This is a genomic window from Exiguobacterium sp. R-39 (assembly GCF_049942815.1).
In the GTDB taxonomy this organism is placed as follows: domain Bacteria; phylum Bacillota; class Bacilli; order Exiguobacteriales; family Exiguobacteriaceae; genus Exiguobacterium_A.
Window position 1 is genome coordinate 1,625,669 of the sequence record NZ_CP187965.1, and the last position, 14,417, is coordinate 1,640,085.

At 49.4% G+C, this 14,417-nt stretch carries 14 protein-coding genes; 2 read left to right on the forward strand and 12 right to left on the reverse strand.

Features of this window, described 5'->3' with window-relative positions:
• Window positions 1-3: 3 nt before the first annotated feature.
• The 6 genes from efeO to ACP26N_RS08665 all read right to left on the reverse strand — a co-directional run bounded on the left by efeO (window position 4) and on the right by ACP26N_RS08665 (window position 6,761).
• Window positions 4-834, reverse strand: coding sequence for an iron uptake system protein EfeO (efeO, locus tag ACP26N_RS08640; RefSeq protein WP_131503723.1), 831 nt, complete (start codon window positions 832-834; stop codon window positions 4-6).
• Between the two features lie 131 nt (window positions 835-965).
• The gene (locus tag ACP26N_RS08645; protein WP_188004412.1) at window positions 966-2,630 is read right to left on the reverse strand and encodes a DUF2339 domain-containing protein; all 1,665 of its coding nucleotides are present in this window, start codon (window positions 2,628-2,630) and stop codon (window positions 966-968) included.
• 163 nt (window positions 2,631-2,793) lie between these two features.
• Window positions 2,794-3,873 carry a C39 family peptidase gene (locus ACP26N_RS08650; protein ID WP_131503721.1) on the reverse strand — a complete coding sequence of 360 codons (1,080 nt, stop codon included), beginning with the start codon at window positions 3,871-3,873 and terminating at the stop codon, window positions 2,794-2,796.
• A gap of 180 nt (window positions 3,874-4,053) precedes the next feature.
• Window positions 4,054-5,097 carry an oxidoreductase gene (locus ACP26N_RS08655; protein WP_131503720.1) on the reverse strand — a complete coding sequence of 348 codons (1,044 nt, stop codon included), beginning with the start codon at window positions 5,095-5,097 and terminating at the stop codon, window positions 4,054-4,056.
• A 73-nt stretch (window positions 5,098-5,170) separates the two neighbouring features.
• Window positions 5,171-5,656, reverse strand: coding sequence for a GNAT family N-acetyltransferase (locus ACP26N_RS08660; RefSeq protein ID WP_131972627.1), 486 nt, complete (start codon window positions 5,654-5,656; stop codon window positions 5,171-5,173).
• A 232-nt stretch (window positions 5,657-5,888) separates the two neighbouring features.
• A complete protein-coding gene (locus ACP26N_RS08665) occupies window positions 5,889-6,761 on the reverse strand; it encodes an SDR family NAD(P)-dependent oxidoreductase (protein ID WP_426353544.1) in 873 nt (290 codons plus the stop codon).
• A 162-nt stretch (window positions 6,762-6,923) separates the two neighbouring features.
• Here ACP26N_RS08665 and ACP26N_RS08670 point away from each other — a divergent pair, with 162 nt between their 5' ends.
• Window positions 6,924-8,387, forward strand: a complete 1,464-nt coding sequence (locus ACP26N_RS08670; RefSeq protein ID WP_426353546.1) for a potassium/proton antiporter — start codon at window positions 6,924-6,926, stop codon at window positions 8,385-8,387.
• A 57-nt stretch (window positions 8,388-8,444) separates the two neighbouring features.
• Here the strand turns inward: ACP26N_RS08670 and ACP26N_RS08675 are convergent, their stop codons facing one another.
• Complete coding sequence (locus ACP26N_RS08675) at window positions 8,445-9,647, reverse strand: hypothetical protein (protein WP_426353547.1); 1,203 nt, start codon at window positions 9,645-9,647, stop codon at window positions 8,445-8,447.
• A gap of 19 nt (window positions 9,648-9,666) precedes the next feature.
• Window positions 9,667-10,260 carry a hypothetical protein gene (locus ACP26N_RS08680; protein ID WP_426353548.1) on the reverse strand — a complete coding sequence of 198 codons (594 nt, stop codon included), beginning with the start codon at window positions 10,258-10,260 and terminating at the stop codon, window positions 9,667-9,669.
• 145 nt (window positions 10,261-10,405) lie between these two features.
• On the opposite strand from ACP26N_RS08680, the gene ACP26N_RS08685 reads away from it, so the two are divergent.
• On the forward strand, window positions 10,406-10,558 hold the full coding sequence (locus ACP26N_RS08685) for a hypothetical protein (RefSeq protein ID WP_165871614.1): 153 nt from the start codon (window positions 10,406-10,408) through the stop codon (window positions 10,556-10,558).
• A gap of 46 nt (window positions 10,559-10,604) precedes the next feature.
• Here the strand turns inward: ACP26N_RS08685 and ACP26N_RS08690 are convergent, their stop codons facing one another.
• The 4 genes from ACP26N_RS08690 to ACP26N_RS08705 form a co-directional block, all read right to left on the reverse strand.
• Window positions 10,605-11,393: a protein phosphatase 2C domain-containing protein gene (locus ACP26N_RS08690; RefSeq protein WP_131503714.1), complete on the reverse strand. Its 789-nt coding sequence runs from the start codon at window positions 11,391-11,393 to the stop codon at window positions 10,605-10,607.
• Window positions 11,394-11,459: 66 nt separating this feature from the next.
• Window positions 11,460-12,383, reverse strand: a complete 924-nt coding sequence (locus tag ACP26N_RS08695) for an alpha/beta hydrolase (RefSeq protein ID WP_426353551.1) — start codon at window positions 12,381-12,383, stop codon at window positions 11,460-11,462.
• 40 nt (window positions 12,384-12,423) lie between these two features.
• A complete protein-coding gene (locus tag ACP26N_RS08700) occupies window positions 12,424-13,878 on the reverse strand; it encodes a PH domain-containing protein (RefSeq protein WP_426353553.1) in 1,455 nt (484 codons plus the stop codon).
• On the reverse strand, window positions 13,875-14,378 hold the full coding sequence (locus tag ACP26N_RS08705) for a PH domain-containing protein (RefSeq protein ID WP_255508308.1): 504 nt from the start codon (window positions 14,376-14,378) through the stop codon (window positions 13,875-13,877). The genes ACP26N_RS08700 and ACP26N_RS08705 overlap by 4 nt, the downstream gene beginning before the upstream one ends.
• Window positions 14,379-14,417 lie beyond the last annotated feature (39 nt).

The window sequence follows — 14,417 nt, forward strand, 5'->3', positions numbered from 1 at the left end:
CGATCAGCCCTCCAGTACGATACCCATCTTCGAGAGCGGTTCCGCCAGCTCGTTGATGGCTTGACTCAATTGTTTGACATCTGATTTGGACAACTCGGTATAGAGCACGTATCCGTCTTCTTTCTTTTTCGCTTCCAATAATCCGTTAACATCAGCAAAGCGGGCCGCAATCTCTTTCGACAGGGCAGCATCCTGTTTTTTCAGAGCCGGATTTAACAATTGATAAATTTTTTCCGCACCTTGGACGTTGGCTGCAAAGTCATACAGATCGGTATGCGAATACCGGTCTTCTTCCCCTGTGACTTTTGACGTCGAGACTTCGTTTAAAAGATCAGTCGCACCGGTAACCAACAGTTCCGGCGTCACCTCGACCGTCTCGACTTTCGCCCGGAGCAGATGGACATCTTTCATCAATTGGTCGGCATACTCTTCGTATCCTTTTGTCGTACCTTTTTCAAACAAGCCCTGTTCGATCCGGTGGTAGCCGCCCCACTCCGACGTTTTGACGTCCCCTTCACGGGCATCGATTTTCGGATCGAGGTCTCCGAATACTTCCGCGATCGGTTCCGCCCGCTCATAATGCATCCGCGTTGGCGCATAAAGTGCTTTCGCCCGTTCCAGGTCCCCGTCTTTGACAGCTGTCGTGAACGCTTGCGTCTGCTTCGTGAACTGTTCCAGTTCCGCAATCGCATATGTCCGGTAATCGGCAACGACTTGCTCGAATTGATTCGGCTTGGCTGCTGCTGGTTTAGTCGTCGCGGGTTGTTCATTACAGGCTGCCAGTAAAGCCGTCATGGATAAGAGACCGATTGTCAGTGTTTTTTTATGTCGCATAAATGGTTCCCCCTGATGATTAAGTAAGTTCATCAATTAGTATAGTCGATAATGATAATCGTTATCAATATATTTCAATAAAAAAATCCTCCCCTCCAGACAAGGTCCGCAGGCAGAAGATTTTAAATGATTCAAGACTCCCGTTTTTTGAAATACGTCCGCGAAATGATAAAGGCGACGATTCCGAAGCCGATGAACACAAACGCTTTTTGAATCAACGACAAGAATGACAAATCAAACAGCAACAGTTTGAAGGCACTGACCGACAGCAACAGCAGACCCGACAGACGCCAAGCCGCCGCTGCACGGATGCGGCCAATCGCTACAAGAACAAACGATAACAGGATGTAGGCGACAGACAACGTCGTACTCCGGTCCGTTTGATCAAGCATAGCGTAAAACGGCAGTTCCATCACGATCAGCGTATAGGTCACGAACACACCGGCCGCTGCAAAAAACAGAACGATTTGCCAATACTTTTTCCACATCGCTTCCCCGTGTGTCCGGACGAGCAAGACGATGAAGGCTGTCGTCGCGAGCGTCAGACCGAATACGGCGACGGCATACGACCGGTCGTTGAATCGATACGTCTCATACGTTCCAATCGTATACAGGACGAACATCACGTATACGACAATTCCGAAAAAGCGTTGATGCGGCACTTCCTGCCGCTTGATGAACCACAATCCGGCAATCATAAGAGCATAGAGGAGTGAACGGAATTGATCACCGAAACTCAGCGGATCGACCGGAATCTGCGAAATCGCAAACAGGATGGCAACATGTCCGACACCGTTTTGCCACGCCTCCTTCGTTTGATTCGCGACGGCGTAAGCGATGAGTGCAAACAGAACCGCGAGTCCGTAAGCAAACGGCCAGTCGACTACGGACAGGCTAAGCAGAACGAATCCGCCCGCTATCCAGCTCGGGTAATTGTAGGTGATCGGAAGTTTCGTCCCGACGTAAGCGAGACCAAGATAGGCGATGAAGGATGCCCCGAGTAAAGTGATTTCGTCAATCAAGGGACGTGTCTCAAAATTGACGGTGAGACTGCCGAAGATAAGGGCCAGGAAAAAGATCCCGGCAGTAACCGGGTACGCTTTGACCGCCTGCAGACGAAGGATAGCAAACACTAAAGCGGTAAATAACAGGACTTCGTACAGTAAAAATAAGAAGACGTTCGGCTCATCCGTTAACTGGAGAAACGGCAATAAAAAGCCGGTAATCGAGACTAACACGAGTAACGCCGTCGAGCGCATCCACAACATCAATCCGTAAGCGATGGCGAGCACGACGATTTCCAGGAAAAAAGCCAACAACGGCGGATAAAATTGATATAAGGCCATACCGGCAAATAAGGCGGACAAGGAAACGATTGTCCCGGTCGCGACCAGTCCGACGCCGAGATCCCGTCGTTTTTTCTCATACTGGAACTCTCCCAGTGCCATGACGAGTAAGCCGATGACGACTCCACTCCCAATCCGGACGGCTGGACTGATTAGTCCCGCTAACGACGCGTAGGAAAATAGAAAAATCGCTCCGATGGCGGCAAAAATCGCCCCGATTCGCGGCAGCCAGACCGTCGCCAGGACATTTTCCCACTCATCCCGCGTCCGCGCTTGTTTTATGACCGGTGACCGAGTCTTCTTGACGAAAGCAGGCCGGACGGCAGGTCGCGCGACGGAAGAGACCGGTTCCGGTTGTGATTCTTTCGCCGGCTGACGTTCCAACTGATCGACGCGTGCTTTTAATCGGACGATTTCCTGCTCCAGCTGTTCCAGTCGTTTTTCATCCATTTCTTTACCACTCCTTTCGAGAGAAAGCATTCGAGGTTGTCATTATTTTACACGACTTTTTAATCGATTCCCAATTCTTTAAAATTTCGAACATTCCTCATTCTTTTATCACGTCCGTGCCATGAAAAAACCGATGAAGCGGAAGGCTTCACCGGTCAATCGATTAACGGACGGATAATGCGTACTGTCCTGTCGTATTGTAAACGGACGTAAATTGTGAACGGCTAACCGTGTATTTTCCACGGTATGGATCCGACACAGTAAACGCGCTGCTTGAGACACCTGTCACGAGCATGACGTGGTAGTTGCGGTAGCCGGTAAACGTTTTACCATCCGGCTTGATCCATGAGAAGTAGCCGTACGGATTTTTGAAATCAACGGTTGCCCAGACGATGACCGGGTTGCCGCTACGGATTTCACTTTCGATTTTGCTGACTCCTTGTTTGGAGATATCAACAGCGCCACTCCGGTATTTTTTCGCGAGCGGCAGGATGCCTTTCGGGTAAATGCCCCAGTTTTTATAGTAATCGAGCGTTCCTGCCGGATTACCGGTAAACATTTTTTCGGGATCTGCCCAGTAATACTTGCCGTTTTTATAAGTGGCGTTTGCCATGCTTTTCGGCATTTGGTTATATAAAGAAGAGGCAGAAACTGCTTTCTTTTTATATTCGAGTGCCATTTTCAGTGAAACGAACTCACAGCCTGACGGATATCCGAGTGTGTATTGATTGTAATACGGGACGTTTAATTGTTTCGATGAACTGCTTGGTGCTGTTTTCGTCAAATACTGTGTCGATACATAACGGTAACTGCCATTGTACAAAATACGTGTCCAGCTGCCGGTTGTCCCGTAAGATGCCACCTTTACGCCTTTATTCAATTGCGTGACGGTTTTTGCTGTTAAGCTTGGAGAAGTTCTGACATTCAGCGTGCCAACCGTCGTATAACGTGCACCGGTCGATGTATACTTCGATGTCGTAGAGGTACGGACATAATCTTTGTGTATGTAGCCCGGTTTTGATTTGTACGTGATTTTATACCAACTGCCGGACGTCCCGTTCGAAGTATAGACAGCTCCTTTAGTGATGTTCCCCAGGATTTTACTTGTTGTCGATGGTTTTTCACGAACGCGCAACACATCTGTCGTGACCGTCAACTTCGTGGCCGCTTCTGCAATGAGCGATGGACTGAACACACCAAACAAAACACCTGCCAGAATGATGGACGTAATGATTTTTTTCATGATAAACCCCCTTGTGTCTGTAGTATACACAATTTTTCCCATCTTTTTGAAATTTTAATCAATATTCCATAAGAAAATTCTGAAAAATTGTGATATCTTTTCCTTTATAACAAAAAATCTCAGCGCTGCATAGGCAGATCGCTGAGATGTAATTATATTGATATCTAAAGATTTTTAATTTCAGAGGTCTAAAATGAAAGGGGACGGCTTTGAAAATCCTTGTTCCATCAGGTGAGCGACCAGTTTCGTATCTTCTTCCGAGACCGGTAACGGTGTACCATGGACGATGCTTTCATAAAAGGCACGATACAGCTTGCCGTAATCTCCGACCGGGCTCGGAATCCGGACATCCTGTAAATGACCATGGTCGTCATGGTACAACAACCGGCCGAAATCATCTTCGGAATCTTCCCCGAATCCTTCTTCTCCCGGGAAGTAGTTGGCTTTAAGATCCAGCTCCTGGCGGTCAACATGCTGCTTGATGAACGTTCCGTTCGTCCCGTGAAGCATCCAGCGCGGCGCTCCCGCCAACGCGATATGACTGGTCCGGACACTGACTTTTAACTCCGGATAGTAAAAGTCGAGGGCAAATGTATCATCCGGATTACTGTCAAGGCGAACCGTCCGGATATCATATCCGACCCGTTCCGGTTTCCCGAATAAAGCAACAATTTGATCAATCGTATGCACACCAAGACCATATAAGGCCCCGTTTTCCGGACGCGCAATCGCCGGGGCAGCATCCGGTCGATAGAGATCGAAGTGCGAGACGACTTCGACGAGGCGTCCGAGCTTACCGGATCGGATGACTTGCTCGATGACTTGGAAGTCACTGTCGAAACGCCGGTTTTGATATGCAAGCAACTTGACGCCTTGCCGGTGCGCCTCTTCGAACAATTGACGGGTTTCCTGCTCCGTCACCGTAAACGGTTTTTCGACCAGCACATGTTTTCCATGTTGTAACGCTTGCAACGCATAGGCGAAGTGCGTCGCCGGCGGGGTATTGATGACGACGACCTGGAGCTCCGGGTCCTTCAACATCAGATCGAGATCTGTTGTGAACCGGACATGGGGCAATTTGGATTCGTAAGTTGCCTCTAATTCCGGTTTTGATTTCCGATTATAAATCCAGGTAATATCAAACTGGTCCTCAATCATGACATAGGGCAGATGATAACGGGTCGTACTTTTTCCAAAGCCGATAAAACCAATCTGAAGTCGCATCCGATCACTCCTCGAATAATTCTTTCTCTAACCATACCAAAGCCTGAATCGCTTGTCCTATCTAAATGCCGCTTTATTTTGGCACCGGCATCCCCACATGCTCATATGTCGCAAAACCGTCACGAACACCTCTAGGGACAAAACCGAATGACGTATAATAGGTGTTTAAAAAGTCATTGGATGCCACACAATCAAGTCGTAACGCTTCTTGTTCCGCTTGGGCAACGGCAATCACGTGCTGCAATAAACGTGTTCCGATTCCTAAACCTTTTGCGGATTCACTGACGACGATCCGGTGGATGTAAAGCCCCTCTCTGTCAGACCATAGTGTCTGATCCCATTCGAGCGACGGCAATAACGCAATCGAACCCAGTAAGTCCGGTCCCTGTTCATAAACAAACAGTCTTCCGGCATTCAGGTCGCGCTGCACGAGAGCTTCTAAATCGGTCTCGAGATACGCGGACCATTGGCGGCTTCCCCGTTTCTTAAACAGTTCGGCTTTTTCACGCAACAAGGTCGCAATCCGTTGAACATCGTGTGTAGTAGCTGATCGTATCATCGTGTTCCTCCCGTTTTTTAAAATTTACTTTCATCCTAACGAAAGTAATGCCAGAAGAAAACCGTTTTGCTTCAAGACATCAAAAAATCATCAAATCGCATGACTTTGTAAAATTTTTCATATTTCAAAATTCTATCTCGCCCTATTGTATAGTCAGGAGGTGAACAGACCCCCAGTCTGCACAACACAGGTCTACCGACTTCCCACGAGTCGGTAGACCTTTTTTTATCATTTAGACAAGTCCGGCCCAACGTTTCGACAGGGCACGGGCCTGTTTGCGGTACGCCTCATCTTCAACGACCGGATTACTGAGACGCGGGGCGGAATCGGCATAATATCCCCCATTGTCGAGCACATCGTCCGTCGTCGCGAGGTACAGGGCGGTTTTCGCTCCGTATTCCGGTGTATACAGTTTTCCAGTCCAATATCCGACTTGGGCAATCGGTTTCAGGACGGTCTTCAATACTTTTCCGTATTTCCCCCGGTAGAACAGGTCGGTGTTAACGATCCCCGGGTGGACACTGACGAACGTCGCCCGCGTCCCGTATTCCTCGGCCAACTCCCGCATATGGACCATTTGTAACAGCTTCGATTCCCGGTAAGACTTCATCGGATTATACTGTTCTTTTTTGACATGCGCAATCGCCTCGAGTTCGATATCGGTCCGGATCATGCCGCCTTCTCCTGCTAAAGAGGAGATCGAAATGACGCGGGGATCATGTCCCTGTTCAATCAATGGCAACAACCGTTCAATCAAATAAAAGTGACTGAGGTAGTTGACCTGAAACTGGGACTCAAACCCGTCCTTCGTCACATGGTACGGGGGAACCATGATGCCGGCATTTAAAATCAAGCGATCAATCCGACCAATCCGGTCAAATAACACATCCGCAAAACGCCGGACGGAATCGAGTTGATCCAACTGTACGACCTCGACTTCCAGATTCTTGTCCGAAACCGCATGTTCCCGTAACAGTTGGATTAATAATGTCGCTTTTTTCTCCGATCGGACGGTCGCGATGACACGGTCACCACGTTCGAGCAATTCTTGAATCGTCACCATTCCCATACCGGAGTTTGCTCCTGTGACTACGCAGATGTTCATATAAGATGCCTCCTCTTTCATTATTCCATAATTCATTATGATACGTGTTTTCCTTTTTTTACGGATTTATACACATCTTCCGGCAAACTATTTTCTGAATCTGCAACGAGGAATGACGTATACTAAAGAAAAGACGTCTTTCATCGAAGGAAGGGATCGCCTATGAACGAAGGGACCGTCCTGTTGCTTGCCGGTATTCTTTTGTTGCTCGCTATCGTCACGACGAAATTTTCTGTCCGTCTGAACGTCCCGACCCTGATTTTATTTGTGTTCGTCGGCATCCTGGCCGGGACGGATGTCTCTGGATTAATTGATTTTGCAGACATCGAGCAGGCCCGTCTGTTCGGTACGATTGCACTCGTCATCATCTTATTTGACGGCGGCTTGAATACGAAGTGGCGTCATTTCAAAACGGTTCTTCCGGCAGCATTATCGCTTGCAACCGTCGGTGTCCTGGTCACGACCGGACTGATTGCAGCGGTGGCACATTACCTGCTGGATTTCAGCTGGCCGATGGCGTTACTCATCGGCGCGTTGATTGGCTCGACTGATGCGGCGGCGGTCTTTTCATTGCTGAACGGTCGACCGATTGACCAGAAAGTCAAACATACGCTGGAAGCGGAATCGGGAACGAATGATCCGATGGCTGTCTTCTTGACGATTCTGTTCACGGAGTTTGCGTTAAATCCGGAAGCCTTTTCTATCGTACAAGGGATTTTTCTGCTGTTTTACGAGATGGGAATCGGTCTTGTCATAGGGCTGTTTGTCGGCTGGCTGTTGACCTCCTTGATGAACCGGATCCAGTTGCAGTCGTCCGCTTTATATCCGACACTGCTGATCAGTGGAGCGCTCCTTTCCTACGGTGTCGCGACAAGCCTGCATGCGAGCGGCTTCTTAGCCGTTTACGTCACCGGGATTTGGCTCAGTAATCATGATTTGATTTACCGTGATATTCTCGTTCGGTTCAGCGGCAGTCTCTCCCACCTGGCAGAAGTCGGGATGTTCATCATGCTTGGACTGCTTGTGTTCCCAAGGCAATTGCTTGATCCCCAGACATTGTTCGTATCAGGCGTCATCGTCCTGACCTTGATTCTCATCGCCCGTCCGCTCGCCGTTTATTTGTCCTTGTTGCCTTTTCGGTACAATTTCCGCGAACAGAGTGTCATCACAGCGGCCGGTTTGCGTGGCGCCGTCCCGATTATTCTCGCGACCTATCCGTTATCGAGTGGTCTGCCGGATGCCTATCCGTTGTTCAATATCGTTTTTTTCACCGTCATGACGTCGGCGCTTCTGCAAGGAACGGCCTTACCATGGATCGTCAAGCTGATGAAGCTCGATGCGAAACCGGCAATCGACATCGAACCGTTGATTCAATTCATGACGGTCGCGAATCCGAATGCCGAAATCGTCGAAGTCAGCGTTCCGTCCTTTTGCCGAATTGACGGAAAAACGCTGCAGGAGATTGAGATGCCTCAGGATTTGCTGGTCGTCGCTGTCATCCGGCACGACGCCATCATCACACCACGCGGGCAAACCCGGTTGATCGGAGGCGATCAATTGTTGATCTTGACGCCGAAACAATCGGAGGAACGCATCCGGAAGCTGATTGCGTCACTCGGAATTTAAGACCAAAAAGCGGACACCTGAGGGCGTCCGCTTTTTTGATCTGTTCTTTTCAAACCATCAGCTGCTTCCGGACACATCATCTGCCCGTTTAATCTGGACAACCCCCGGTGGACGATGCGGGAACGTGATAGTCAACCCTGCGAATCGGCAACTGTCATTACTGTTTTGCGCCTGGACGATCCATTCAATCGTTTCCTGTCGTGCCAAGGCATTACGGATCCGATTCTCGACCTGTTGTCTTGAAATTCCCTCACAGGTCACGTCCGTTAAATAGGTTGTCTCATCGGACTCAAATTGTTTCCAAATCCCTAACAGCAGCTGACCGACGGCACTGACAGGTGTTCCGTCCGGTTCGCCCGCCCCGACTGCTTGGTCGAGACGTTCGATTGCTTCCGGTGCCGTGTCACCAATCGCTAAAATCCGCCGTGATCCCTGTTGCATGATCCGGAACCTTTTTTGTCCGTCTTCCAGCCAGAGCCGCTGGGCAAACGGATTGACGGGAATGCCATGGAAAAATGTCACCGTCTCCCGCCAGGCAAAACCGAATGACGGATCGTAAGCTTGGATCGTCGCCATCGCTTGCGCGAGGAACGTTTGAACTTCCTGCTGCTCCGACTGCAGTTGTGTCCGAACATCCTCGAACTGATGGAGCGGGACGGTCAGTGGAATCCGGGTAAACAGCTCGCCTTCCGGGACACGATGCGGTGCGAGGACCGTTCCATCCAAACGGTAATCACTCGCCGGACGTCCCGTCCGTCCGACGAACATTTGCCAATCGTCTTCGACGGCAGCAAAGGCATACGTCTGATGGGCAAAGGACGGAGCGACGAACAGACCGGGAAACGGTTCGAACGTCGCAATCCGGAGCGGTTCGCCCGCATTCCATTCTTCTTCGATGATGCGGACCAGTTGTCCGGTCAACGACAGCGTATCTGTCAGATAACGTCCGGTATTGCTGTAGAACCCTAAGATGAATTCCCGTTCTTCCTCTTCAAAGGTCATCATCGTCATTTGAAATAAGGACTGGACCTGGGCTTCGGCAAACAAATCGTCGATGTCCTCCGGATGGTGCGACTCAATCGCCACCATCTGCCATCCCATCCGTTCATATAAATTGATCGTAATCGGGAAAAATAAGAAAGCACCATGGGTTGCCTCAAATTTCAGGATATCCTGCATGGCAAGTCGTTCGATTCGTAAATCAAATCCCATCCGTTCCAGATGATCTTGCAAACGTCTTTTCCAGTGCGTGAACTCCATCTTTTTCCCTCCTTCTGCCTTATGCGCGTTTACGAAGCGGATTTTTGGACCAATAGAGATAGAGTCCGACTAATCCGCCGATTCCAATCAGATATGCCGGGGTACCGCTGACTTGCATCAGAACGACCGGATTCGGCACGAATTGAATCAGGACTGCTTTATATGTGGCAAATAAGATGAAGCTGACTAAAAATTGGACCCACACCCGCTTTTTGACGTCGCGGATTTTCGGGGACGTGATTAAAATCGACATCGCATCAATCAAAAATAAGGCGATGATGGAAAATAAGATGTAATCCGCGAGGGCGAACTGGAAAATACCATCGATGCCTTCGATGAAAATAAACATCAAAATCGTTGAAATGTAATTCCGCGTCCAACGCTTTTGGATCTCGACCCGTCGCAATTCCGGAATCTCGGCAATCATTTGATTCAGCCGTTCTTCCGGTGATTGGCCATGGACCGTTTCAAACGGTTTTTGTAAGCGTTGGGCTTCATAAAGATCCGCTTGGAGACGGCGTTCGATATCCGTCCGTTCCGGTTCTTCGACGTTCAGGTTCAAACGTGGTAACAGTGACTCTAAAATACGTGTGTTGGCTTTAGTAAGTTTCAAGCGAGATCCCCCTTTTTCACGTTTAAGTATACCGGTTTAACGGGAAAAAAGAATACTACGAAGATGGCGATTACTTGACGAATCACACATAAATATTCAGAATAGTTAAAAAGGTGACGCAATTTTAGGAAAGGATGGGTAACGAATGTACCAAACTTTAACGAATGCCACACTGATTGCTTTGTTGACAAGCGTCGGGATTGCCTTGCCGTTGACCCATGCAGAAGAAGACACACCGCATGAGCCGATCCCCTTACAAACAAATCAGACGGATGCTGAACCGGCCGCAACCGAATAAAAGCATGACCCCTTTCCCTTACATATGGAAAAGACGGGTCATGCTTTTATTTTGCGTTACCGGGCATCGTTACATTTTCTTCGATTTCGACTGCCCAGGCTAAGATGGTTGTGCTGTCCCGGACACCAAGCCGTTCAATCGTCGTCAGTAATGTCTTGACGCCGACATACGACGTCGTCAGGACTCTTTCCAGCTGTTTCCCGTCTTCGAACGGCGCTCCCGGACATTCAATCAATCCGTCCGTCGTCAACAACAGCTGATTGATCCCCTGTCGCAACTCACGAATTCCCCGGCTGTAGCAGGGAACGGGCAAATCAAACGTATTGACCCGGCCGATCCATTCAAAAAACTGCCGTTCGTTTAATTTGTATTGCAGATGGTTACTTAAATCGGGATGGAACAGATAGGCGAGAACATCGCCGACCGATAACCACCAGACGTATTTTCCCTTGCGGACAAGAAATAGACAGGCGGTCTCACCTCGAACGGTTTGACAGGCGGTCCGAAACGTTTTATTTTCCAACAACGAGACGACATACCGTTCCAGTGAGGAAAACATCGATTCGACCGGTTCGTTCAGAATCCGTTCGATCTCTAAACGGTGCGACGTCAAGTAGCCGGTTAACAAGACGGCACTCTCGGCAGTGTCATGTGCATCGAGCAGCATCGTCCATTCCCAGTCCACCCCGACCCAAACGACACATCCGTCTTCATTTTTGGTCTGTCCGGAACGGCTGCAACCTCCGAATCGTCCCACCGTGATCGGTCCGACGGATTCCATCGAGATGACGTCGACGAACGGTGTTTCATTTCCTACCCAAACTAACTCGGTCATTTCTCTTGTTGCCCCTTTCAGTCCGTCTTTCCGAACACCCGTCAGCCCTTCTCTTTCCACCACAGGTTAAGGTGTCGTGACAAAGGGTTGAACGAATAAGCGAAGACGTTTTTCATAATTCTCAGGATGATCGGAATAGGTACTGCCGTGACCGGCTCCGCGAACCGGATACAATTGTTTGATGCCGGGTTTGGCTTGATACAGTTCATACACCATCCGGGGCGGAACCACCTTGTCCTCCATCCCCTGAATGAATAACGTCGGTACCATGATCCGACTCGTCTGTCGCGTGACCGAGACATCTCCATAGAAGAAGTCTTGCTCGACTTTATTAAAACTACTTGCGACAGCAAGAGATGGTCCGGCCGGATACGGCAGGTTGACTTTCGCAAGTGACTGGAACCAGTCATCCAGTCGGGCATAGGCGCCTTCAGAAATGACGACCTTCACTTGTTTCGGGACGGTCGGTTCTCCTGCAGCGAGCAGTACCGTCGCCCCGCCAATCCCTACTCCGTGATATACGACTTGCCGGGTTCCGGTCTCTTCCATCAATTGGTTGGTCCAATCAATCAGATCCAACCGATCGAGCCAGCCATAATTCACTGTCCCATCGCTCGCTCCCTGACCACGCCGGTCCGGGACGAACACGTTATAGCCCAGCTGTTCCTGGTAAAAGCGGATCAGTGGTGCCGTCTGTGACGAACCGAAACGAACATCATCGGCAAGGAGTACAACCGTCTTGTCAGAAGAAGTTGTGGCCGGGAGATAACGCCCGATCCGTACTTCATCCGTCGTCGTCAATTGCAGTTGTTCCGTGTCCTGTTGTTTCATCCATGCTTGATCCGCTGTATCGTCCTTCTTCTCGGCAGGCAGGAGGCGGGAACGGTCGGACTGTCCGATTAACGTTTGTTGTATGCGGTATCCGTCATATCCGATCAGACTTCCAATCCCAAGCACAATCAGCAAGAGAACAAACATCCATTTCCGCACTAGTGTTCACTCCCTTTTTCCATCTGTTTCTACTACGAATCTATTCGTCACCGGACAATGGTGTCCCTGCCGGTGGAGTTGGCGGTTTAAGAAAAGTCTGTTGGTACCACGCTAAAACCTCTTCAAACTCCGCCTGTGTAAAGTAACCGGCATGAAACACGCTTGATCCGCGTAATGTGAGTTGAAACTTCAAAATATCTTTCTGTTCGAGAAAACGGGACACGTGGCCGGAGAAAGCTTCTATTTTCAGGCGGGGCGCATAAATCGTTTCCCGGTTGACGAGTTCTTTTCGTAAAATAAACAAATCGTCGTGATGTCCATAGCGGGTATTTTGATAGCCGGACCGGGCAACCGCATAGTACACCGGTAACAGCAGAATGAACGGTAAACCGAAGTAACGAAAAGGTTCCGGTAATCCATACAGCATCGCTCCGTTCAGCAGCACTAGTCCCAGGCTGTAACCGAACAACGGCCAACGGACAACGTAAAAAAATCCCCGATCAACGGCCCGCTTGTGTGGATGCTGCAATTGAAAACGCGGTAAAAATTCCTTTAAAAAAGCATCGATTTCTCCGGTCCGGATGAACGGATGTAACAGCAACTTCTCTTCTTCGCCGCTTGCCGAGATGATGTGCAGCGAGAGATGGGCCCGCTTCAACCGCCGTTTGATCCAGCTTTCCTCGATGACGAGTGCCTGCACCTTATCCTGATGAAACACAACTTCCGTCCGGTTCAGGAGACCGTAGCCGATCGTCATCCGCTGTTTCTCGAGTGTTGCCCGAAACGATCCGTAGCGGAGGACGAATACTAAAATTGATCCAAGATAGATCAAGAGCAACAGCAGGCCGCCGAGGATCAGTAACAAGACCAGTGATAAATGCAACAGCTCATCAAACGCCCGGCTGATGTATTTCTCAATGAACCGGTTGGCGAACTGATAGACGGCTCCGAACCCGACGAGCGCGAGACCCAGTCGGCCTGATAACGCGCCTGCCGTGATTAAATCCATCAAACCGACGGTATAGGTGGCAGCCGGAGCAGTATGTTCAGTTGGTTGCGACACCGTTGTTGCAATCGTCGACTTCAATTGTTTCGCAAACTCGAGCCGGACCCCTTTTAATTCGACTTCCGGTTTGCCGCTGTCGGACGAAGTCTCAACGGTCAGTGTCGCTAAACCAAGAATCCGTTCCAGCAGATTCTGATTGATTCCGATCGATTCAATTCGTTGGCGTTGCGTCGTCCGTTCACTTTTTCGAAAGATTCCTTTGTTGACCCGAATCGACTGTTCATCAATCGTAAACGTATAAAAGTACCACGAAATGATGCCGAACACGAGTAAGAGGAAACTGATGACCACGGCGCCGATCATCGTATACTTTCCGAATCCGTCATTCTTTAAATCATTGAACAAAATGACGGCAATCGGGATGACGAGTGACCGGAGCTGCGTCAACGTCGTCATTAAGATGAACAAAGGATGAACCCGTCGTGTCATAACGATTCCTCCTCCTGTTCCTCGAGTTTCGCGAATCGTTCAATCCGTTGTCGCAAGATGACCGCTTGTGTGACATCGAGTCCCGGCAATTCGATTTGACCGGACGCCGTATGAACGTTCATGTTCATCAAGTTCAATCGGCGAAGCAACGGACCGGACGACGTATCGATGATTTGTACTTTGACTAAAGGAGTCACGACATGGCGTAAAATAAAGATACCGAACTCAACGACTAAAAATTCATCATCCACCCGGTATTTAAAATACTTTTGCCGGATCTTCGGGATGTACACAAACTGGAGTAAAAAGAATACGATCCACACCCCGACGAGAATCCACATCCACCAGGGGGATAAATCCAGCCACTTGACCTGAACCACGGTTGCCGTTCCGATCAGTAGCAAATAAATGGTATACTTAATGCCGACGTATTGACGTTCGGCGGTCACCGAGGCACGTGGCAAACGTTGCCAGTCCTCGGTCGGTTGATTTGGTTGCATCCAATCGCCTGCCTTTCCTTTTTCCATACGGGAAGAGAC